Raw genomic sequence first — 20,882 nt, 5'->3', positions numbered from 1 at the left:
TTGATCGCTTTCTCTGTTTCAAGAAAGGCCAGCCATGTATCTCACGCAAAGCTTGCGTCGCGCCGTGCAGCAGACGCCCCATGCCACAGCCAGTATCTACAACGGTCGCAAACGCAGTTTTGCGCAACTGGGAGAGCGGGTCGCCCGCTTCGCCGGCGCACTGCAGGCGCTGGGTGCCCAGGCAGGTGACCGGGTGGGAATTCTGAGCCTCAACTCCGACTGGTATCTGGAGTACTACATGGCCTGCTACTGGGCAGGCGTGGCCGTCAACCCCATCAATATCCGCTGGAGCGCCAACGAAATCGCCTATTCCCTCGACGATTGCGACACCTGCATTCTGCTGGTGGATGACAGCTTCGCGCCGTTGATGCCCGAGATACTCAAGCTGTCTCGCTCTCTGCAGACGCTGATACACCTGGGCAATGGCCCTGCCCCGCAGAACATGCTTTCCTACGAAGCGCTGGTGGCAGACAGCAGCCCGGTTGAAGACGCCATGCGCAGCGGCGACGACCTGGCCGGCGTCTTCTATACCGGCGGCACCACGGGTTCCCCCAAAGGGGTCATGCTCTGCCACCGCAATCTCTATACCAATGCCATTTCGGGCCTGTCGTCACAGATCGTGCGCGCAGGCAGCATTGGTCTGCACGCAGCCCCCATGTTCCACCTGGCTGACGGTGCGTTCATGAATGCCCTGTTTGCCGCAGGCGGCTGCCATGTCATGGTGCCGCGCTTCGACCCCATCGCGGTGCTGCAGGCCATTGCCAGCACCGGCGTGACCGATACGCTGCTGGTGCCCACCATGATCCAGATGCTGGTAGACCACCCCGATGTGCACAAATACGATCTGAGTTCGCTGCGTCAGATGGCTTATGGAGCCTCTCCCATTTCCGAGGGGCTGCTGGACCGCGCCATGCGGACCATCCCCGATGTGGGCTTTATACAGGCCTATGGTATGACGGAGGTATCCCCCATTGCCACCATTCTTTCCCCCGAGATGCACCGCGAACCAGGCCGGGCCAGGGGGCGTCACCGCAGCGCCGGACGCGCCACGGCCTGCACCGAGGTGCGTATCGTCGATCCCGAGGGGCGGGAGGTGCCGCGCGGCGAGGTAGGAGAAATCGTGGTTCGGGGCCCTGGCGTGATGCTGGGCTACTGGAACAAGCCTGCCGAAACCGAAGCTGCCATCCGCGATGGCTGGATGCATACGGGCGACGGCGGTCGCATGGACGACGAAGGCTACGTCTTTGTCGTGGACCGCATCAAGGACATGATCGTAACCGGTGGCGAGAACGTCTACAGCATTGAGGTGGAGAGCGTTATTGCCACCCATCCTGCTGTGGCCTCATGCGCTGTCATAGGCATTCCCCATGAGCATTGGGGCGAGCAGGTCCATGTCTTCATCGTGCTTAAGCCCGGACAGAGCCTGGAAGCCCAGGAACTGATCCATTTCTGCAAGGAACGCATCGCCGGCTACAAATGTCCCCGTGATGTTTCTTTTGTCGAGGCCATGCCGCTATCCGGAGCAGGCAAGATCCTCAAGACCAGCTTGCGGGCCCCGTTCTGGGCCCATCATGAAAGAAAGGTCGCCTGATGTCTGATCTGGTTCTCTGGGAAGTTCGCAACGGCGTAGGTCATGTGGTTCTGAACCAGCCCGAGCGGGGCAACGTGATCAGCACGGCCATGGCTCACGACCTGAAGACGGTGGTAGAGCGGGCCTGCAACGCAGACATCGGTGCCCTGCTCATTTCCGCAAGCGGCAAACAATTCTGCGTCGGAGGAGACATCAGCGAGTTTGGTGAGCATCGCGAGCGGCTGGCACCGCTGATCGGCGCCATGCTGGATGTGCTCAATCCGGTCATGCATCAGTTGGCCAGCTTGCCGCTGCCAGTCATCAGTGCCGTGCAGGGCCCTGTCGGAGGTGGCGGCATCGGGCTCGCACTGTGTGCGGACCTGGTACTGGCCAGCCGTCACATGTTCTTGCGCGGAGGCTATTCGGCCATCGGTCTGAGCCCGGATCTGGGTGTATCAGCCTATCTCACCCGGCGTGCTGGCGCTGCCAGGGCCAAATACATTCTGATGAGCAACCGCGCCATCGCGGCCGAGGACTGTCTGCGCATGGGCCTGGTCGACGAGCTGCACGAGCCCGAACAGCTGCTCACTGCGGCAACCGCGCTGGCCGAGGAGCTTGCCGGCGGCCCCACCAACTCCCTGGCGGGCATCAAAAACCTCTGTGACTCGGCACATCGGCAGGACCTTCAGCTGCAACTGGGTGCCGAGCGCGAAGCCATGCTGGCCTGCGCCCTCTCCGGCAACAGCCTCGAAGGAGTGACTGCCTTTTTGCAAAAGCGCAAGCCCGTATTCCAGCGTCGCTGAATCGATTGCCTGTTTTTTAGGCGAAGCATGCAAAGCCTTGCCAGTCAAGGCTTTGCGCATTTATTCCGATATTTACCCACAGGCCAGACCACATGTTCTGGGGATAAGCACGAAGCTGTTGTGTAATCACCCCCATGCCCCGATTGATTGCTCCCAGCAAGGACGAAAGTGCCCTGCTCCCTCCGTTTCTGGAATTGCCCGAACATGCAATCCACCTTCCGCAGTCCGAAGCCGAATTTGAAGCCGCCTTCAAGGCCATGAATGCAGAGCCGGTGCTCGGCTTTGACACGGAAAGCAAACCCATCTTCAATATCGGCCAGCAGGACAACGGACCTCATCTGGTGCAGCTCGCCACGGCCAGCCAGGTCTGGCTGCTGCAGCTGCACAGGCCCATGGCTCTGGAAGTGTCGCGCATGGTGCTGGCTGCAGAACATATCTGCAAGGTCGGCTTCGGGCTCGATAACGATAAGCACTCCCTGCCCCGCAGGCTGGGGGCACCACTGATCAATATTCAGGATCTGGACAGCCGCTTCAAGAGGCTCGGCTATGGCCCATCGGTGGGTGTGCGTGCCGCCGCAGCACTGGTACTCCAGCAGAGCTTTCGCAAGTCCAAGCGCACCACCACCTCCAACTGGGCTGCCACGGAACTCAGTCCCGCCCAGCGACGCTATGCCGCTAATGACGCCCATGCTCCAGTCGTCATCTACGCCCACCTGCCCGCCTGGGAAAGCACAATACCCGTCCTTCCCCGACGCGGCCCCAGGGGTCCGAGGTCGTGAACGTTCAATCCTCAAATCGCAAAAAGAACCCAAACCGCAAAGCGCCATGGGCTCTGCATCTGATAGCGGGATTCAGGCAAACATTTTCCATTGCAGCTCGCTCTCGTCTTGCGCAGAGCTCATGACACAATTTCGCCCCGCCTTCTTGGCCTTGTAGAGCAGCGCATCGGCCCGAGCCAGTGCCTGCTCGAAATCCTGCGCGGAGCTGAGTGCAGCAATGCCAAAACTGGCTGTCACTCTGAGTTGTGCAGCCAATCCTCCGAGTACCTGACTTTGCAAGCGCTCACGCACACGCTCCACAACGGCTTGCGCTTCGAACAGCTGTACTCGCGAGAGCAGCAAGACGAACTCCTCTCCGCCGAAGCGAGCAACCAGGTCACAGTCTCTGACCTGCTGAGTCAGCAGCTGTGCCAGCTGCTGCAGCACCTGATCGCCGGCCGCATGGCCCCAGTTGTCGTTGATGTACTTGAAATGATCGATGTCCACGGCGACCACGGCCCAGGGCACCAGCCGCTGATCGGCCAAGCGCAACTCTGCGGCCTCCATGAAGGCGCGACGATTGAGCAGGCGCGTCAAAGAGTCCCGGTTGCGCTCTTCGCGCAATGTCGTCATCACATCCCTGACCGAACAGGCCAGCAGTCCTACGGCAAACCACATTGCAAACAGAAGCGCTATGGCCTGGGTGAGCAGCCAGTATCCGGACCGGGTCAGCTCCTGCACTTCATGCACAGGCAACAGACTGACGGCCGCCGGCCGGAACAAGGCATTGCAGACGTTGAGCCCATAGGCCCAGCGCACACCACGCTCAAGCCAGTCCTTTGACGAATCGGCCTTGAGAAATGCCGGCATGGCCAGGGTCAGCTGCAAGGCCATGGCCAGAGCCAGGCACTGCACTCGGATCCATAAATTGTTCTCGACCCGGGAAAAATAGAACAGCAGGGACAGGGTGACGACCACGATCAACAGGCCGCCGGGCACGCTTGCCCCTTCCGACCCCAGCCGCAAGGACATGCCCTGCGCCAGTGACCAGGTTCCCAGCAAATACAGGCATGCCGTCATCAGGGCGAAATGGCTCAGCTGGGCATTGCTCATCAGGCTTTGCGCGGCCAGAGCCGTCGCGAGCAGCACATAACCGCCCACCAGCCAGAGCAGAAACAGCGCGCGCGGCTGTCGGCGCTGCACATACCAGCAAGCCAACAAGGCAAACCCGAACAACACCACGCAAGCCGGCGCAATCAAGGCAAAGTACAAATCTGCAGGCTGGCCCAATTTAGGTTCTCCGCGCAGGAAACTGTGAATTCAACGTCATCCATTCTCCGGCGAGAAGTATCTCCAATATTCCAGTACAGCGCTCGCTTTCACTCTGGCATAAGCACATAGCCATTAGGTCGTTCGCCTGAGTCAGCGTCCTGCCCATAATCAATGACGCCAAAGCTCTGGCTGTGGCGTTCGAATAACTTGCCAAAGAGACACACACATGCGCATAGAGACACTCGCCGTACATGCCGGCTATTCACCAGACCCCACCACCAAGGCTGTGGCCGTGCCCATCTATCAGACGGTGGCCTACGCGTTTGACAGCGCCCAGCATGGCGCCGATCTGTTTGATCTGAAGGTCCCGGGCAATATCTACACGCGCATCATGAACCCCACCACCGACGTGCTGGAAAAGCGCGTCGCAGCGCTCGAAGGCGGCATTGCCGCACTGGCCTTGGCATCGGGCATGGCTGCCATCACTGCCGCCATCCAGACTCTGGCTGAAGCGGGCGACAACATCGTGTCTGCCAGCACGCTGTATGGGGGCACATACAACCTGTTTGCCCACACCTTCCCGCAGCAAGGCATCGAGGTGCGCTTTGCCGATCCACGCGATCCGGCCAGCTTCGGCAAGCTGATCGACGCCAGGACCAAGGCAGTATTCATTGAGTCCATCGGCAACCCGCTGGGCAATGTGACCGATATCCGTGCGCTGGCCGATGTGGCCCACCAGCATGGCGTGCCGCTGATCGTTGACAACACCGTGCCCTCTCCCTATCTGCTGCGCCCCTTCGAGCATGGCGCAGACATCGTCGTGCATTCGCTGACCAAATACCTGGGCGGCCACGGCACCAGCGTTGGCGGGGCGATCGTGGACAGCGGCAAGTTCCCCTGGGCGGAGCACAAGGCCCGCTTCAAGCGCCTGAACGAACCCGACGTCAGCTACCACGGCGTTGTCTATACCGAGGCCCTTGGCGCGGCCGCATTCATAGGCCGCGCCCGCGTCGTGCCGCTGCGCAACATGGGCGCTGCCATCTCACCTCAGAACGCCTTCCAGATTCTGCAAGGCATCGAAACGCTGGCCCTGCGTATGGACCGCATCTGCGAAAACACGCAGAAGATTGCCGAAACCCTGCAAAAACACCCCAAAGTGGAGTGGGTGCGCTATGCCGGACTCAAGGACCACCCCGACCACGCCATCGTGCAAAAGCAGTCTGGCGGCCGCGCCTCCGGCATTCTCTCCTTCAGCCTCATAGGCAGCGAAGGCCGTGCGGCCGGTGCACGCTTCCTGGACGCCTTGCAGCTATTCACCCGCCTGGTCAATATCGGCGATGCCAAGTCGCTGGCCACCCACCCTGCCTCCACCACGCATCGCCAATTGGACGCCGACGAGCTGGCCAAGGCCGGCGTCACCGAAGGCATGGTGCGCCTGTCCGTGGGCATCGAACATATTGACGATCTGCTGGCCGATCTGAACCAGGCGCTGGAGCAGGTCTGAAGCGGACTGGGATCCCGGCGCGCGACTTCAGGCATCGCGCGCCAGGCGCAGCCCCGTCATCTGCCAGCGAGCCGTTGCGGGAAAGAAGTTGCGATAAGTCAGCCGCGCATGGCCGGCAGGCGTGAGACAGGAGCCTCCGCGCAGCACATACTGATTGACCATGAACTTGCCGTTGTACTCACCCACGGCACCCTCGGCCACGCGAAAGCCCGGGTAGGCGGCATAGGACGAATGCGTCCACTCCCAGACCTGGCCAGTTGCCACTCCATGATGAGCGCCTGAGACTTCAGGATGCAGGCTGACATGACCCACTGACGAGGACACAGGCCAGTCATGCGCACCCATTGCCACCTCCCACTCCATCTCCGTCGGCAAGCGCGCACCGGCCCAGCGCGCATAGGCATCAGCCTCGAAATAGGAGATATGGCAGGCAGGCCTCAGCGCACGCAGAGCCGTCACGCCATACAGGCTGAACTCCTGCCAGCCCGCATCTCCCGCACCATCTTCAGCTTGCCTCCAGTACCAGGGGTGGCTCAGTTGCTGGGCCTGGCACCAGTCCCAGCCTTCGGCCAGCCACCATTGCGGCTGACTGTAGCCGCCATCCAGCACAAAGCGCAGAAACTCGCCATTGTTCACGGGCCTCGATGCAATCTGCGCAGCTTGCACATAGACGCTGTGCCTGGGCATTTCATTGTCAAACGCAAAGCTGCCGCCGCCATGACCTATGCTGTAGATGCCCGCCTCAAGTGGCAGCCATGTGAGATCAGCATAGGCCTGCACGAAATTCTCCTCTGCTACCCCATCTGACGCATAAGCAGGCCAGAGCGGGTGACAAGAAAGCAAATGCTTGATATCGGTGAGCATCAACTCCTGATGCTGCTGCTCGTGCTGCAAGCCCAATGCGACGAGCTGAGCAACGGCCTGCTGCGTCGTCGGGCTTTTCTCTTTCATATCGGCCATCAGCGCCAGCATTTGCTCATCCACCGCAGCGCGATAGGCCATGATCTGCGCCAGAGCCGGTCTGGTCAGCAACCCCCGCTGGGCTCTGGGATGGCGTGCACCCACCTGCTGGTAATAGGAGTTGAACAGCATGCGAAAGCTGCCGTCAAAAGCCTGATGCCCTGGCTGGTGCACGGCCAGTACAAAGGTTTCGAAGAACCAGCTGGTATGGGCCAGATGCCATTTGGCAGGACTGGCGTCCGGCATGGATTGCACGCAGGCGTCTTCTGCAGACAAGGGGGCAGCCAGCTTTTGTGTGCAGGCCCTCACCCGCTCGAACTCCTGCGCCAGCACTATCCAGTCCCTGGCAGCAGGTGCCATGAAAAATGGCCGCGCCATGGTTTCAGGCATGGGCATGAATGACGGCAAACCATTGCTGCTCATCGGTCCAGACCCTGGGTTCGGCAAATCCCGCGCAAGCCAGCATGGAGAGGAAATCGGGCAGCGGGTATTTGTAGCTGTTCTCCGTATGAATGGTCTCGCCCTGAGAAAAATAGCGCAGGCCCTGAGGCCAGCACACCATGACGGGGCGACGGGCGCGCAAATGCATCTCTATCCGCGATGTCCGGCTGTCGAAGCGCGCCTCATGCGCCCAGTCCTGAAGATTGAAATCACTGCCAAGCAGACGGTTCACATGATTGAGCACATTGAGATTGAATTCGGCTGTGACGCCCTGCTCATCGTCGTAAGCGGCTATCAGAACCGGTACCGGCTTGGGCAGATCAATGCCAATCAGCAGCCCGCCGTCGCCACCCAGAAGTGAATGCATATGTCTGAGCATATGCAAAGCCTGTCGCGTATCGAAGTTGCCGATCGAGGAGCCTGGATAGAACAGCTCACGCCGCGTCTGTGGCACGCCTGACGGCAAATGCCAGTCTCCCGTGAAATCCGCCGCAACTGCACGAGCCGTAAGTCGCGGGAAGTCATGCTCCAGCCTGGCCACAGCGGCCTGCAGAAACTCGACCGCAATATCCACTCCCAGAAACTGCTGCGGCCCCACGCTGCGGCACAGGCGTCGCACTTTTTCGCAATTGCCCGCTCCCAGCTCTATCAACACCTGGCAACCCGCCATGGCCCGGGCGATCTCCAGGTCGTAGCGGGCCATGATGGCAGCCTCGGTTCTTGTGGGGTAGTACTCGGGCAGCTCGGTTATCTGCTCAAACAGGTCGCAGCCATGCGCGTCATATAGGAACTTGGGGGAAATCTGCGCCTGCCGCTGCATCAGCCCCTGCGCCAGTTCATAGCGCAGATGCGTCGGGGAGGTATACGCGTCCATGAAGGGGCTACTCTCGCCCTGAAGCGGTGGAGGTCTCAACGAGGACGCCAGAGGCAATGGAATGCGCCCTGCGCGTGATGCAAACTCTATCGATGCTGCCTGCCTGTCCGGTGTCGCGCGCATGCTGATCCTCCTGATGAGCCGATCGCGCGATGCAGCCATTGCCCGCGCCATCACTGCCAAGCCTGCTTTAGACCCTCAGCCTAGCGCGGCCGGCAATCGGCAGAAGTAGGACTGAAGCCAGCGATCCTTTTACTGCATGCGCATGCAGCAATGCTGACAAAGTCAATACTGGTCAAAGAAATCAGCAAAAAAAATCGGTACCCCGCGCAGGCGGAATACCGATCTAAACATACACCCTAGCCTCCGAAATCATCAGGCCATGCCGACCTTCTGACTCCGATGCACCACAGAGCCTGCGGTGCGTGCCTCGCCTGCGGGAAGAAGGCCGCAGACAAGAACACTCTTTGCCGTGAAGCTATCAGAAGCGATAGCCCACGCCCACACCCACCAACCATGGGTCAACCTTGAACTTGGTGTTTTCAAACACGCCTGCACCTGTGACCTTGGTACCCAGATAAACCTTCTTGATGTCGAAGTTCAGCGACCAGTTCTTGTCCAGCGCATAGTCGAAGCCGACCTGCAGCGCGCCGCCAAAGCTGTTCTTCTTCACGGTCACGGCACCATCCAGGATGTCCACGTTCGAGAAGCGTGTGTAGTTCACGCCGGCCCCCACATAGGGCTTGAAGGCCCCGAAGTTGGTGAAGTGGTACTGCGCCAGCAAGGTGGGGGGCAGATGCTTGAGCGAACCGATCTTGCCGCCATTCAGGCGCACATCATGCTTTTGAGGATAGGTCAGCACCAGCTCTGCCGCGATGTTGGGCGTGAAGAAGTAGGACACGTCCAGCTCAGGCATCCACTTGTTGTTGATGCTCACGCCTGCGTCTCCGGCAGCGCCACCGTTGTCGCTGTCCAGATGCAGAGCGCGCACGCGAACTTGCCAAGGGCTGGAGCCGTCAAACGAAGATTGGGCAAAAGCGGTACCGGCCGTCAGGGCGCTGGCAACAGCAGCAATCGCGATCAGAGTCTTTTTCATGGGTTCTTTCCTTGATGAATTGGGTGAGTGCAATGCTTTGCATCCCTTGGCATCCATTGAAGCAAAGCCACTGCCACACGGGTTTGTCCCAGGTCAACCCGCACACCAACACCGCAAAGAAAAAAGCGGACGTTGCCCATCGGCCACGTCCGCCCAAGACACTGATGAAGCGCAAAAATGTGCGTCAGCAGTGATGGTAGTCGTCAACTCGGATGAGCCAACCTGGCTGGTCGCAGCTTGTGCCACAACTCCATGCACACCACAACCGCACCGCCAATGACGGCCCCAACCAGCACATGCACCAACACCGGCCCCAGCGCTGCAACAATACCGCCCGTGGGCACAATCACCTGCTCTATCCAATGTTCGACAGGCTTTATGCCGTGCACCAGCAAGCTACCGCCCACCATGAACATGGCAGCCGTGCCCACGATGGACAGCCCGCGCATCAGCCACGGGGTAAAAGCAATCAGACCACGGCCCATGGCGTTGGCAGCGCTGCTGCTCTTGGCCATCAGCCAGCCGCCCACATCATCCATGCGCACAATGCCGGCCACCAGTCCGTAGACGAACACGGTGATGCCCAGAGCCACGGCGATCAGCACCGCAGCCTGCTCCCAGATGGGCTTGGTGGCTACCGTACCCAGCGCGATCGCCATGATTTCGGCCGACAGAATAAAGTCTGTACGCACGGCACCCTTGACCTTCTGCTTTTCGTACTCCATCGGGTCCATCTGCTTTTCACGCGCGGCACGCACCGATGACGGTGCAACACCTTTATGGGCAGCCTCCTCGGCATCCACCACGGCCTCATGCGCATCATGCTTTTGGTGCTTGTGAAACAGATCCAGGATCTTCTCCACGCCTTCGAAGCACAGAAACGCGCCCCCCACCATCAGCAAAGGCGTGATCAGCCAGGGCACAAATGCGCTGATCAACAGCGCTGCGGGCACCAAAATAGCCTTATTCATCAACGAGCCCTTGGCCACAGCCCAGACCACGGGCAGTTCCCGGTTGGCCTTGACACCCGTGACCTGCTCGGCGTTGAGGGCCAGATCGTCGCCCAGCACGCCGGCCGTCTTCTGCACCGCCACCTTGGTCTGGGTGGCCACATCGTCGAGAATCGCTGTGCTCTTGCCTGCGGCAGTCTTGGTCATCAAGGCCACGTCGTCCAGCAAGCTAGCAATATCGTCTAGCAACATCAAAAGGCCGGCACCTGCCATCGCTTCTCCTGGTGGTTTACAAAGTCGCCATCATGCCTGCAAACCATGCAGAGACTGCGACAGGAAATTTCCAATCAGCTGTGCGATCGGCGTGGCTCGGACTTTGCAGCGACAATGAGCACCCTCATCGAACGGAAACCCTGTGACTCAAGCCATCGCTCATGCCGAACTGATTGCCAGCTACCGCAAACTTGCCGCAGAGGCCGCCAAGAAGGCGGAACTGGTCAAGGCCGCAGCGGGCAAAGGTCCCAAGACCATTGCAACGGTCAGCGAAACCGCAGCCAAGGCCGCGCGCCGCCGCGATGTGATGGCCGCCAGGCTGGCCAGGCTTGGTATCGATCTGCCGGACTGAGCCCCAACAAGCAGCCTTCGTCGGGAAGTCTTCTTATTTGCTGGTCTTGAAGCCCTGTGTCGCCGCCCAGGCGGCCACATCGTCGCGGCGGATGGCCGCGGCCATGAGCTGCGGAAAGGCATCGGGGGTGCAGGCAAACGAGGGCACGCCCAGTGCCGCCAGCTTGGCCGCCAGTTCCGCGTCATAGGCAGGAGCTCCCTCGTCGCTGAGCGCCAGCAGCGTGATGAACTGCACGCCCGCTTCCACCAGCTCGTTGGCGCGGCGCAGCAGGCCCGACTCCACACCGCCTTCGTAGAGGTCGGAGATTAGCACCAGAATGCTGTTGCGCGGCTCGCTGATCAGCCCCTGGCAATAGCCGACCGCACCGTTAATATCGGTGCCGCCGCCCAATTGCACGCCAAACAGCACATCGACGGGATCGTCGAGTTTTTCCGTCAGGTCGACCACGGCCGTATCAAACACCACCAGCTTGGTGGCCACGGCCGGCAGACTGGCCATCACAGCACCGAAGATGCTGGAGTAGACCACCGAGTTAGCCATGGAGCCGCTCTGGTCAATACACAGGATCACCTCGCGCTGCGGGCGGCGCGCCTTGCGTCCATAGCCAATCAGCGTCTCTGGAACAATGGTCTTGTATTCGGGCTGCCAATGGCGCAGGTTGGCGCGTATGGTGCGATTCCAATCGATTTCTGCATGGCGCGGGCGTCGGTTGCGCTGGCTGCGGTCCAGTGCCCCGGCCACGGCACTGCGCATGGGCTCCTCGAGCTTTTTCATCAGCTCGTCCACCACCTTGCGCACCACCAGCCGCGCCGTGGCCTTGGTGTTCTGCGGAATCACCGAGCCCAGCGAAATCAGGTCCGCCACCAGATGCACATCGGGCTGCACGTTCTCCAGCATTTCGGGCTGCAGCAGCAGCTCGCGCAGATTCAGACGCTCCATGGCATCGCGCTGCATGACCTGCACGACCTGGCTCGGAAAGTACTTGCGGATATCGCCCAGCCAGCGCGAGACCGAAGGCGAAGAGTTGCCGCGTCCGCCCTTGCGCGATGCCAGCTTGCTGTCTTCCTCATACAAGGCGGCCAGCGCCTGGTCCATCTCCTGCAAGCGGCCCGTCACACCGCCGCAACTGGCATCAGCGGGGCTGCCCAGCACCATGCGCCAGCGCTGCAGCCGCGTGGTGGGCTGCAGCTCTTCGGACTCCTGTTGCGGCTCGGTCGCCAAATTTGCTGTTTGCTTCATCGTCACACCTTGGCCGCGGCCGCATCAAAATCGGTAGCTGCTTGGGCTTGTCCCATCAGCGCCTGAGGCAGATTCAAGCCCAGCAACTCATTGAGCATGGGCAAGGCCAGCAAGGCACGCGACTCATCCCAGGGCGCAGCATCGTCCGCAGCGCCCACAGCAGGATCGGGTGCCGCTGCGCCTCCCACAGGAGTTCGCTTGACCTTGTCACCCAGGCTTTGCCGCTCGTGATTGCTGAAGGTCGAGAAGCTGCGTCGCACCAACGGCAGAATCTGTGCAAACTGCACCTCGCCCAGACCGCTGAGCCAGGCATCGACAGCACCCCAGATGGACTCGTCATGCAGCAATACCAGCGCCTGCCGGTTCAGAAAACCGTCCAGCCAGGCCGCCACATCCATGGGCGCCGCACCCAGCGAAAGATTGCGGTTGAACTGGCGCACGATCTCGGCGCTTTCCAGCAACTGCTCGTCCAGCAGCAAACGGCAAGCCATGCCGCGCAGCAGTGCCGCAGCGGCATCCCCCATGGCCAGGCTGCGCAGCGCCAGGCGCCAGGCATCCACCGCCTGCTGCGCCTCTGCGTCGCTGGTGCGCAGACGCAGGGCTTCGTGCGCCGCCAGCACCTTGGTCTTCATGGAAGCCGCCGCATCCTCGTCCATGGCCATGCAGGCGACAGGCAGGCCGATGGCCGCGCGCAGCACCAGCGAATCGATCACGCCGGCCAGCAGGGCTGTATCCGTCTGGCGCACGCTGCCGTAGCGATAGACATTGGCCAGCGGTGGCAAGGCCTGCAGCAGTTGGGCCACATCGCCCGTGGTGGCTGCACGCTGGGCCAGCGTGGCGATCAGGGCTTCGACCAGCTGCGGCAAATCGGCCAGCAACGCATCGTCGATGGCCTGCGCTATTTCGGGCAGCGAGGTCTCGGGCGTCAGGCTGGAGCGCAGCTTGGCCGTGGCGGCCTGGGCCACGGTGGCGCCGTGCACGCTGGCCTCGATGATGCGTACCGCCAGCTCGGGCTCCCACTGCAGCTGCCAGCTTTCGCGGAATGTGCCCCGGTTGCGCTGGGCATCGGTGGCGCGCACGCCCCAGTCAATGCCGAGCAGGCGCAGACGGTGCAGAAAATGGCTGCGTGCCAGATCCGTGTCCTTGCGCAAATCCAGCGCCAGCAGCTTGCTTGCCGCCTCGGGCTTGAGGCGCAGCGACTTCTGCTGCTGCTCGATATCACGCTGCAGCGGCACCTGGGGAACATCGGCAGGCACCTGGCCCAGCACATGACCGACGGTCAGTTCCTCATCGATCAACCTGAGCGGTGCGTCCTCGCCCATGCAGATCACGGTGACGATGGCCTCGTTGATTTCCTCCAGGCCGGGCATGGGCTGGCCGCGCAGCGCCGCCAGACTCTCGGACAGTCGCGTGGCCTCGATGATGTGGGCGCTGGAGCAGTCAAGATCCTTGTCGCGCAGCAGATGGGCCACGCGCGTGAGCCAGCCAGCTGTACGCAGCGTGGCCGGAGAAACCGCGTTTTTGATAGCTGTTTGCGCTTTACCATCAAGCGTTTGAGGCTGATTTAACTCCAAACCCGGGGACGACTGATAGCACTGCCACAGATGCTGGTACCAGCCCGGAGAAGTCACGCCCGCGCCATAGCCGCTGCTGCTGGCCAGGTTTCGATAAGTCCAGGGGGCCCAGGTCGCCATTACCTTGGCCTTGGGCAGGCCCTTGAGCAGGGCGCTGTCGGCCTTGGCCGTCACGCTGGCCTTGAGCACCGGCACATGCCAGGCGCCACAAACCACGGCAATGCGCTGGTGACCGGCTTTGATCGCCTCGCGAATGCACTGGCGCATATGGGCTTCGCGCAGTGCTTCGCGCTTCATGTATTCCTCGCCGCGCCAATGCTCGCCGTCCTTGGACAGTTCTTCGCGAGCTGCCGCCATCACCTCTCCAATGCTTTCAAACAGTGCTTCGCTGTCGCCTCGCTCCTCGACCAGACGGTTCCACCAACTCTCGCCATCGTCAAAGCCTGCGGCATGGGCCAGCCAGTCCAGCGGATCGCGGTGCAGGTGTTGAGGAGCCGGTGCGGGGAGGTCCAGCTGCGGTTCATGCTCGTCACCATCCTGCATATCCGCCAGCGTTGCGGCCTCCGCGACATCCGGTGCGTCCTGCTCCGAGTCCGGGACCGTCGCCGCCTGTACAGCATCCTCGGCCTCCTGTGCTGCCTTCTTCAGCGCTTCGCGTTGGGCAAACTCGATGGCCATGCCATGGGTCTGGGGCAGGTCGATGAAGCGGGTTGCAACACCCAGGCGACTGGCCCACTGCAATGCCTGCCATTCGGGTGAAAACTCGGCAAATGGATAGAACGCGGCCTGGCTGGGCTCGTCCTGCATATAGACCAGCATGGCCACGGGCGGGCGCAGCTCGGCACTTTGCAGCATGGGCAGCAGCGCCTCCCCCTCGGGCGGACCTTCCACCAGCAGGCAATCGGGCTGCAAAACCTCAAGCGCCTGCAGCAGACTGCGAGCGCAGCCCGGGCCGTGATGGCGTATGCCAAAGAAATGAACAGAATCAGCGGAAGTGGCCATGGGCTTGTCAGACGGCTCAAGAAAGGGATAGCAAGGTCTCTGGCAGTGAAGACAGCTCAGCCCATCACAGATGGGCGGTTGAGACGAGGCGCCATCACCGAAGACAGTAGCCACGCTAGGGCGGCTAGGGCGAGGTGATGCAACGACGTATCAAGAGCTGCATTCACTGCAGCACAACTCACAGTTGCTCGCGGCAGGCGCGGTACAGATCCTTCCAGTCACTACGCTCCTTGACCACGGTCTCAAGATATTCCTTCCACACCACCGTGTCCTGCACCGGGTCCTTGATCACGGCTCCCAGCAGGCCCGAGGCCACATCGGCCGCGCGCAGCACGCCATCGCCGAAATGGCCGGCCAGCGCCATGCCGCTGTTGATGACCGAGATGGCCTCTGCCGTGGACAGCGTGGAGCTGGGCGACTTCACGCGCACGGTCTTGCCGTCCTCGGTCTGGCCGTGGCGCAACTCGCGGAAGATCTGCACCACACGGCGCACCTCCTGCAGCGCAGGCGGCTCGGTTGGCAGCTGCAGCGCCCGCCCCTGCTCGGCCACGCGCTTGGTGACGATCTGCACCTCCTCGTCCTGCGAGGCAGGCACAGGCAGGACCACAGTATTGAAGCGGCGCTTCAGTGCGCTCGACAACTCGTTGACGCCTTTGTCGCGGTTATTCGCCGTGGCAATGACCGAAAAGCCCTGCACGGCCTGGAACTCCATGGACAGCTCAGGCACAGGCAGCGTCTTTTCGGACAGCACGGTGATCAGCGTGTCCTGCACATCGGCGGGAATACGTGTGAGCTCCTCGATGCGCGCGATCTTGCCCAGCTTCATGGCATTGACCAGCGGGCTTGGAATCAGCGCTTTCTCGGACGGGCCGTGGGCCAGCAACTGGGCGTAGTTCCAGCCATAGCGCAGCTGCTCCTCGCTGGTGCCAGCCGTACCCTGGATCAGCATGGTCGAATCGCCGCTCACGGCCGCAGACAGATGCTCGGACACCCAGGACTTGGCCGTGCCGGGCACGCCGTACAGCAGCAAAGCACGGTCGGTGGCCAGCGTGGACACGGCAATCTCCATCAGGCGCGGATTGCCGATGTACTTGGGGCTGAGCTCAAACCCGTTGCTGAGCTTGCCGCCCATCAGGTACTGGAGCACAGCCCAGGGCGAGAGCTTCCAGTTGGGCGGGCGCGGACGGTCGTCCACCTTCTGCAGGGCATCGAGTTCTTCGGCAAATTGCGCCTCGGCGTGCTGACGTAGTACTTGGCTCATGATGACTTTCGGGTTGAATGCAGAAAAATTCGAAGGCTTAGGCGCTCAGCGTTGCATGCAGGGCCATGCGCAGATCGGTGATACGGTTGAGTTGCTCGAGCACGCGCTCGTCATCCCAGGGGCGCAGGCGGGCGCGCTCCAGCCGCGCCTGTTGTTCGGGCGTCAGACTGCTTTGCGCAGCCACTGCGGCGACCTCTTCGGTCGCATCGGCCACCTTGGATACCAACTTTTGCCAGAGCCCGGCCAGCCCTGACGGGGCTACTGCCTCGGGCTGCTGCTGCGGCACGGCAAGTTCCTCAGCCTGTGCAGGCTGACGCCAGAGCCACACAAAGCGCGGCAGAACGGCCGGATGCAGCCGGCGCGCGCAGGCCAGCACGGCCTGGTCGGCCTGCCAGCTATGCCAGCTGCCTGTAGCCTGCTTGCCGCCCAGCGCCTTGTCCAGAGCGTCCATCAGTTGCTCCGACATGGATTGAGAAAACACGCCAACCACCGGCATGCTGCTCTCGATGGTGTTGATGCGGTCCACCAGGCTGCCCTTGACCTGCTGCAGCTGCGCCTGCCAAAGCGCCTCGCGCTCCTGCTGGCTCAGCCGGTCCAGCAGGACTGGCAGCAGCGCTTCGGCCCGCGCATCGCGCTCCATGGTCTGCAGCAGCGCAATCCAGCGCACATCGGGCTGATCGCGCAGTGCCGCCAGCCAGCCCTGGCGCAAAGCGGTCTTCCAGTCGCTACGGCGGCTCCAGTCCCAGAGCTGCTCGGGCGTCATATCCAGGCTCTGCAGCCAGAAGTCAATCGGCGCAAGTTCCACCATTTGCTGCAGCCACCAGGCTTTTACGCCTTTGATATAGGCGGGCGGCTGCAGCGCAATGCCGTCGCGCTCCCAGTCCTTGCTGCCCTCCTCGGGCGGCTCGATCTGCCACTCGCCCTTGGCATTGCGGCTCAGCATGGACTGCAGCCAGCCCATGATGCGCAAGCTGTGCGCGCTTTGCGGCAGGCGCGAGAGCAGGCGGGCCGCGTTCTCACGCACCTCCTTGCTACGATCGGTCAGCAGCTTTTCCAGCAGCGGCTCGTCCGCCATCGACAGCCCCACGCCCAGGGCCAGCACCATTGGCGCACGCTCCTTGGCATTGAGCTCCTTCAAGCTGGCTTCCAGTCTGGCGCGGGCCTGGTCGGCATCCGTCTCACGCTCGCTGTGCAGCAGCGCCACGCGCTGCTCGATGGAGCCCTCCTGCCAGATCAGTTCGGCATTGGCTGTCTCCTGCACGCCGCTGGCATAGCTCCATTGCGGGTTGAGCCCTGCCAGCCAGCGTCCTCGCTCGCCCAGCACCGGCGTCAGCCAAGTACGCAGCTCCACCGAACGGCGGCCTTCGTTCAAAGCCTCGACCAGGAGCGCATAAGGCAAGCGCTGTCCAGCCTGATCGAGGGCATGGAACATGGGAGCCAGCATGTTCTCGGGCCCATGCTGCAGCACATCACGCATCAGGCCATGCAGTCGCTCATCCTCGGGCGCACGGCGAGACTCGTCGGCAGGCAATGCCGGAGAGCTCAAAGGTGCGCCGAGCCTGACCTGCGCACCGGGTTGCCAGCCCGCCCGCTCCAGGACGGCTGCGACAGCGCTGGCTCTGAGCAGCTGTGCAGCCGTTGATGCAGCCGGCTGCAGCCAGGCAGCTTGCATGGCTTGCAAACCGGGGCTGGCTGCGGCATCGACCTGCGCGGTCAACACCGCAGGCACGGCTAGCCTGTCCGAGCCGACCAGACTGGACTGCTGCAGTGCAGCCCACAAATTGGCGCTGCTCATCGCATCTCTCCTTGGTTCTGCCAGATGGGGGATAAGGCCTGGCTGTGAGCATCCTGCTGCCAGGCGCTGAGCAAGCGCCAGCGCCCCAGTTGCGGCCCACACTCCCACTCACCAAACAGGGCCAGAGGCGTGCCGCCGCTCAGCGCCAGCAGCCGCCAGGCTTCGTCATCGGCAATCACCGCAGGCACCGGCGCCGCCTGGCTCTGTCCTGTGGGCCAGCCCACCAGCCATTGCCCCTCGACATACAGCAGCTGGGCATTCGCACACCACAGCGGCTGCACCGGCTGCAGTGCATTGGCGGCAATGCGCTCGCCCAGTTGCTGCAACGGCTCACCCAAAGCCTTGACCGTCAGGGCTACGGCATCGCAGCTGTCGAGTGCTTCAACCCCATTGACCGCGACCGCGCGCAGGCTGGCCCTGCCAGGGTAGAAGCTCAAGGCTGTGCGATGAGCGCCTCCGCTCACCCAGGCAGTCTCGAACCCGCGACCACCCTGGGCATAGTCCAGCATCAGGGCGGCGCGGCCGGTATTGAGGCCCTGCAACCAGACGCGGCGCTCCAGCAGGCGACCCTCGCGCTCGATCAGGCGCTGACCCAGCACCCGCCAATCGTCGCTGATGGTTTCACCACGGGCCTGTACTTCGGCCTTGTCCATGGGCCAGCCCAGGGCAGCCATGACGTCAGCCTTCACCTCCGGGCTCAGCGAGTCACGCCGCTGCACCGCGTCCAGCAGCAGTTGCCAATGGCCAAGCTGCACCAGCAGGTCACGCGGCCAGGTCGGATGGCTGTCCACCAGCTCCCAGGCTTCCCTGATACGCGTGGCCATGCCCGTGGCCTGTGCATCCACCATGCGTGCAGCCATGGTGTTCCAGTGCTGGCGCGTCTGGCTGTCGCCAGACTGATTGGCCAGGCCGGTGCGCACCATGTCCTGCATCCATAGCGACAGCTCCTGCATGCCGCCAGCAACCTTGTCCCAACGCTTGTCCTCGCGCTTGGCCTGCTGTCTTGCCAGAGCCTCCTGATCCGCAACTGGCGCAGCGGCAATGGCGGCCGCCTTGGCCTCTTTCTGCTCGGCTTTTTGCAGACGACCACCCAGCCAGTTGCTGACCCATTCCGGGGGCTCGCCGCCCTCTGGGACCTGGCCACCTGCACGCAGCAGCATCAGCGCCAGCCCGTGTTTGCAGGGGAACTTGCGGCTGGGGCAGGAGCACTTGAAGGCCGGCCCGCTCAGATCGACCTGAGTCTGATACGGCTTGCTGCCGCTGCCCTGGCATTCCCCCCAGACCGCAGCATCATTGCTGCCTGTGTTCGGCCATTTGCTCAGGGACTGCAGTCCCTTGGCCGCCTTGGACGACGCAGCGTCCGGCGACAGCGCCAAAACTTCCGCTTCCGTTGCTAATACACGCGACACCAATGTCTCCCGTCCCGAATCGACGCAATATCTTGATAGTTCGAGGCGCTAACGCACCAAGGGCGAATGCAAGACCACCCTCGGAAAACCTCGTCCGCACTTTGCTGAAACAGTGCATTCAGCGCGGCAAAAACTGTGGTTTGACCGACCGCGCAAACTGTTGCGCGTAATGCGTCAGCCTATCATCGCCATGGCACTGTGCCGATGAAAACGTGCAAAAAATCAGAACGCAGAGAAGCCAGGTGACATGCATCAACCGACTTCCTCGCCAAGCTACGGCGCTGCTGTTCCCGGCAATCATTCAGTCTGCCGATGCTGCTGCAGATGCAAGTGCCGACTCCGCCGCAGCCAAGCCACGACCTCCCTGCTACTTTTGCTTACCAATGGCTCAGCCCGGCTTCGGTGCTCATACCGCGCAAGCTGCCCGCAACTGAACCTTGCTACCTATCCGGCTGTCAAACTGCTACCGTGGGTCTGAATGCTCTGGGTCAAATCAACCAGGACACTTGCGTCGCCATACACGCCCAGTGTCACAGCCTTGGAAGCCGGTTCTGGGTCTAAGAATTGGCCACTGACGATGCTTCGGCTGACAAGCTTGCTGCCAACAAAATAGAGGACTGCAAGAGATTCTGTCTGGCGACCAACGAACAGCGTCGAAAGTTCTCCAGCAAAAGCTGTTCGCTGGCGTCCCCCGCAGGCAGATCTGACTGGCGCCGGCCGGTCAGCACAAACAGCACATCAACACCTGCTGCGGCAACCGCAACAAGGTAATCGCTATCCGGCTTTCGTTCGTCTTTCTCGTAGAGCAGCTGCGCCTGCTTGCGCACACCGCCAAGTTGGCCAAACCCTTCCTGGTTCAAGCCAAGGCGTTCTCGTTCCTCACGCAAACGCGCACCAATACCCATATGAGTAACTCAATATTGACAAATATACGCATTTGCGTACTATTGCCATACCAAAGCCAAGCTAGTGCCGCTTCACAACACTGCACTAGAGGCAAAAAAGCAGCAGCCCTTTGCACAGAGCTACTACACCTATTCACATCAATCGATAGATTCTGACATGAAGCAGCCACACCCCTAAGCACAGGCCCGCACATGACTTGAGAGCCAAGGCCTACGGTCGCCCAATGGACACGGAACAGTCCAGATAGCTGCTGTCCTATCAACAGCCGGTGCAGTGTTGGCAACGGATCTTGCCTGCTACGACAACAGGCACTCTACGAATGTGTTCTGTAGCGCTCGACAATTTCAGCCTTTGTCTGAATCCGGCGTTTACCGACTTGATGCTGTCAAAGCATCAGCTATTCATGCATGACTGTCGCGGGCAAATCGGCGCAGCTGAAAGCATGCGCTATTCAACACTAACGCCAGGACCTGCAGATCAGGCCCGACTGGAGTTTTGAGTCATGAGCCAGAACATTTTCGATCAGCGTGCCGATGGCAAGGCTTCTGTGGCAGCAGCTTCGTTGGTGCCGGCAATCGTGCCGCAGGCCCAGATTGCCTGCCTCGAAGCGCAGTTGATCGGCTATGCGTTGAGTCACCATGTGCCGGACATGCGGCGAGGCTTCGATATCCTTACCAGCTATGGCCGCTGGCATGTAGATGCGAAGCCAGCCGCGCAGATGGCCGAGTTGATGCGCCAGCATCTGATGCAGCAACTGGAGACGATCTAGGCCTGCGCTTCCGACAGGACGCGGAAAGCAGTTCACCTGATCCTTGAAGTCGGCCTCCGTGCAGACCATTAACC

Annotated in this window: 17 protein-coding genes; 6 read left to right on the top strand and 11 right to left on the bottom strand. The window is 61.7% G+C overall.

Annotation, left to right across the window (positions count from 1 at the left end):
* The first annotated feature begins 34 nt into the window (after window positions 1-34).
* The 3 genes from DFO48_RS00765 to DFO48_RS00755 all read left to right on the top strand — a co-directional run bounded on the left by DFO48_RS00765 (window position 35) and on the right by DFO48_RS00755 (window position 3,152).
* A complete protein-coding gene (locus DFO48_RS00765; protein ID WP_114862249.1) occupies window positions 35-1,591 on the top strand; it encodes a long-chain fatty acid--CoA ligase in 1,557 nt (518 codons plus the stop codon).
* On the top strand, window positions 1,591-2,373 hold the full coding sequence (locus DFO48_RS00760) for an enoyl-CoA hydratase/isomerase family protein (RefSeq protein ID WP_114862248.1): 783 nt from the start codon (window positions 1,591-1,593) through the stop codon (window positions 2,371-2,373). Before DFO48_RS00765 ends, DFO48_RS00760 begins: the two co-directional genes overlap by 1 nt.
* A gap of 134 nt (window positions 2,374-2,507) precedes the next feature.
* Window positions 2,508-3,152, top strand: a complete 645-nt coding sequence (locus DFO48_RS00755; protein WP_034350006.1) for a 3'-5' exonuclease — start codon at window positions 2,508-2,510, stop codon at window positions 3,150-3,152.
* Window positions 3,153-3,224: 72 nt separating this feature from the next.
* Here the strand turns inward: DFO48_RS00755 and DFO48_RS00750 are convergent, their stop codons facing one another.
* The gene (locus DFO48_RS00750) at window positions 3,225-4,421 is read right to left on the bottom strand and encodes a diguanylate cyclase (protein WP_114862247.1); all 1,197 of its coding nucleotides are present in this window, start codon (window positions 4,419-4,421) and stop codon (window positions 3,225-3,227) included.
* Between the two features lie 208 nt (window positions 4,422-4,629).
* Between DFO48_RS00750 and DFO48_RS00745 the strand changes: the two genes are divergently transcribed.
* Window positions 4,630-5,907 carry an O-acetylhomoserine aminocarboxypropyltransferase/cysteine synthase family protein gene (locus tag DFO48_RS00745; RefSeq protein WP_114862246.1) on the top strand — a complete coding sequence of 426 codons (1,278 nt, stop codon included), beginning with the start codon at window positions 4,630-4,632 and terminating at the stop codon, window positions 5,905-5,907.
* Between the two features lie 27 nt (window positions 5,908-5,934).
* Here the strand turns inward: DFO48_RS00745 and egtB are convergent, their stop codons facing one another.
* The 4 genes from egtB to DFO48_RS00725 all read right to left on the bottom strand — a co-directional run bounded on the left by egtB (window position 5,935) and on the right by DFO48_RS00725 (window position 10,501).
* Entirely contained in the window at window positions 5,935-7,263 is a 1,329-nt protein-coding gene (gene egtB, locus DFO48_RS00740) for an ergothioneine biosynthesis protein EgtB (RefSeq protein ID WP_114862245.1), read from the bottom strand.
* Window positions 7,250-8,305 carry an L-histidine N(alpha)-methyltransferase gene (gene egtD / locus DFO48_RS00735; protein WP_370449541.1) on the bottom strand — a complete coding sequence of 352 codons (1,056 nt, stop codon included), beginning with the start codon at window positions 8,303-8,305 and terminating at the stop codon, window positions 7,250-7,252. Before egtD ends, egtB begins: the two co-directional genes overlap by 14 nt.
* A gap of 358 nt (window positions 8,306-8,663) precedes the next feature.
* Window positions 8,664-9,278, bottom strand: a complete 615-nt coding sequence (locus DFO48_RS00730) for an OmpW family protein (protein WP_003080665.1) — start codon at window positions 9,276-9,278, stop codon at window positions 8,664-8,666.
* Between the two features lie 203 nt (window positions 9,279-9,481).
* Entirely contained in the window at window positions 9,482-10,501 is a 1,020-nt protein-coding gene (locus DFO48_RS00725; RefSeq protein ID WP_114862243.1) for a DUF808 domain-containing protein, read from the bottom strand.
* A gap of 142 nt (window positions 10,502-10,643) precedes the next feature.
* Here DFO48_RS00725 and DFO48_RS00720 point away from each other — a divergent pair, with 142 nt between their 5' ends.
* Complete coding sequence (locus tag DFO48_RS00720; RefSeq protein WP_114862242.1) at window positions 10,644-10,853, top strand: hypothetical protein; 210 nt, start codon at window positions 10,644-10,646, stop codon at window positions 10,851-10,853.
* A gap of 33 nt (window positions 10,854-10,886) precedes the next feature.
* Here DFO48_RS00720 and DFO48_RS00715 read toward each other — a convergent pair whose 3' ends face one another.
* The 6 genes from DFO48_RS00715 to DFO48_RS00690 form a co-directional block, all read right to left on the bottom strand.
* Window positions 10,887-12,092, bottom strand: coding sequence for a VWA domain-containing protein (locus DFO48_RS00715; protein WP_003056497.1), 1,206 nt, complete (start codon window positions 12,090-12,092; stop codon window positions 10,887-10,889).
* 2 nt (window positions 12,093-12,094) lie between these two features.
* Complete coding sequence (locus DFO48_RS00710; RefSeq protein WP_114862241.1) at window positions 12,095-14,668, bottom strand: DUF5682 family protein; 2,574 nt, start codon at window positions 14,666-14,668, stop codon at window positions 12,095-12,097.
* Between the two features lie 178 nt (window positions 14,669-14,846).
* Window positions 14,847-15,929: an AAA family ATPase gene (locus DFO48_RS00705; protein ID WP_003069729.1), complete on the bottom strand. Its 1,083-nt coding sequence runs from the start codon at window positions 15,927-15,929 to the stop codon at window positions 14,847-14,849.
* A 37-nt stretch (window positions 15,930-15,966) separates the two neighbouring features.
* Window positions 15,967-17,724: a DUF5691 domain-containing protein gene (locus DFO48_RS00700; protein WP_114862240.1), complete on the bottom strand. Its 1,758-nt coding sequence runs from the start codon at window positions 17,722-17,724 to the stop codon at window positions 15,967-15,969.
* The gene (locus DFO48_RS00695) at window positions 17,721-19,100 is read right to left on the bottom strand and encodes an SWIM zinc finger family protein (protein ID WP_114862239.1); all 1,380 of its coding nucleotides are present in this window, start codon (window positions 19,098-19,100) and stop codon (window positions 17,721-17,723) included. Before DFO48_RS00695 ends, DFO48_RS00700 begins: the two co-directional genes overlap by 4 nt.
* A 590-nt stretch (window positions 19,101-19,690) precedes the next feature.
* Complete coding sequence (locus DFO48_RS00690) at window positions 19,691-20,038, bottom strand: helix-turn-helix domain-containing protein (RefSeq protein WP_114862238.1); 348 nt, start codon at window positions 20,036-20,038, stop codon at window positions 19,691-19,693.
* Window positions 20,039-20,541: 503 nt separating this feature from the next.
* Here DFO48_RS00690 and DFO48_RS00685 point away from each other — a divergent pair.
* Entirely contained in the window at window positions 20,542-20,808 is a 267-nt protein-coding gene (locus DFO48_RS00685) for a hypothetical protein (RefSeq protein ID WP_114862237.1), read from the top strand.
* Window positions 20,809-20,882: the final 74 nt, after the last annotated feature.

Source organism: Comamonas sp. AG1104 (genome assembly GCF_003350425.1).
GTDB classification, from domain to species: Bacteria; Pseudomonadota; Gammaproteobacteria; order Burkholderiales; family Burkholderiaceae_C; genus Comamonas; species Comamonas testosteroni.
This window is presented reverse-complemented; position numbering and strand designations above follow the sequence as displayed.

What these genes read in the sequence shown, in the direction of transcription:
- DFO48_RS00715 (WP_003056497.1), bottom strand. Translation starts at nt 12,092, where the DNA reads ATGAAGCAAACAGCAAATTTGGCGACCGAGCCGCAACAGGAGTCCGAA.
- egtD (WP_370449541.1), bottom strand. Translation starts at nt 8,305, where the DNA reads ATGCGCGCGACACCGGACAGGCAGGCAGCATCGATAGAGTTTGCATCA.
- DFO48_RS00725 (WP_114862243.1), bottom strand. Translation starts at nt 10,501, where the DNA reads ATGGCAGGTGCCGGCCTTTTGATGTTGCTAGACGATATTGCTAGCTTG.
- DFO48_RS00760 (WP_114862248.1), top strand. Translation starts at nt 1,591, where the DNA reads ATGTCTGATCTGGTTCTCTGGGAAGTTCGCAACGGCGTAGGTCATGTG.
- egtB (WP_114862245.1), bottom strand. Translation starts at nt 7,263, where the DNA reads ATGCCCATGCCTGAAACCATGGCGCGGCCATTTTTCATGGCACCTGCT.
- DFO48_RS00730 (WP_003080665.1), bottom strand. Translation starts at nt 9,278, where the DNA reads ATGAAAAAGACTCTGATCGCGATTGCTGCTGTTGCCAGCGCCCTGACG.
- DFO48_RS00745 (WP_114862246.1), top strand. Translation starts at nt 4,630, where the DNA reads ATGCGCATAGAGACACTCGCCGTACATGCCGGCTATTCACCAGACCCC.
- DFO48_RS00710 (WP_114862241.1), bottom strand. Translation starts at nt 14,668, where the DNA reads ATGGCCACTTCCGCTGATTCTGTTCATTTCTTTGGCATACGCCATCAC.
- DFO48_RS00690 (WP_114862238.1), bottom strand. Translation starts at nt 20,038, where the DNA reads ATGGGTATTGGTGCGCGTTTGCGTGAGGAACGAGAACGCCTTGGCTTG.
- DFO48_RS00685 (WP_114862237.1), top strand. Translation starts at nt 20,542, where the DNA reads ATGAGCCAGAACATTTTCGATCAGCGTGCCGATGGCAAGGCTTCTGTG.
- DFO48_RS00700 (WP_114862240.1), bottom strand. Translation starts at nt 17,724, where the DNA reads ATGAGCAGCGCCAATTTGTGGGCTGCACTGCAGCAGTCCAGTCTGGTC.
- DFO48_RS00755 (WP_034350006.1), top strand. Translation starts at nt 2,508, where the DNA reads ATGCCCCGATTGATTGCTCCCAGCAAGGACGAAAGTGCCCTGCTCCCT.
- DFO48_RS00765 (WP_114862249.1), top strand. Translation starts at nt 35, where the DNA reads ATGTATCTCACGCAAAGCTTGCGTCGCGCCGTGCAGCAGACGCCCCAT.
- DFO48_RS00705 (WP_003069729.1), bottom strand. Translation starts at nt 15,929, where the DNA reads ATGAGCCAAGTACTACGTCAGCACGCCGAGGCGCAATTTGCCGAAGAA.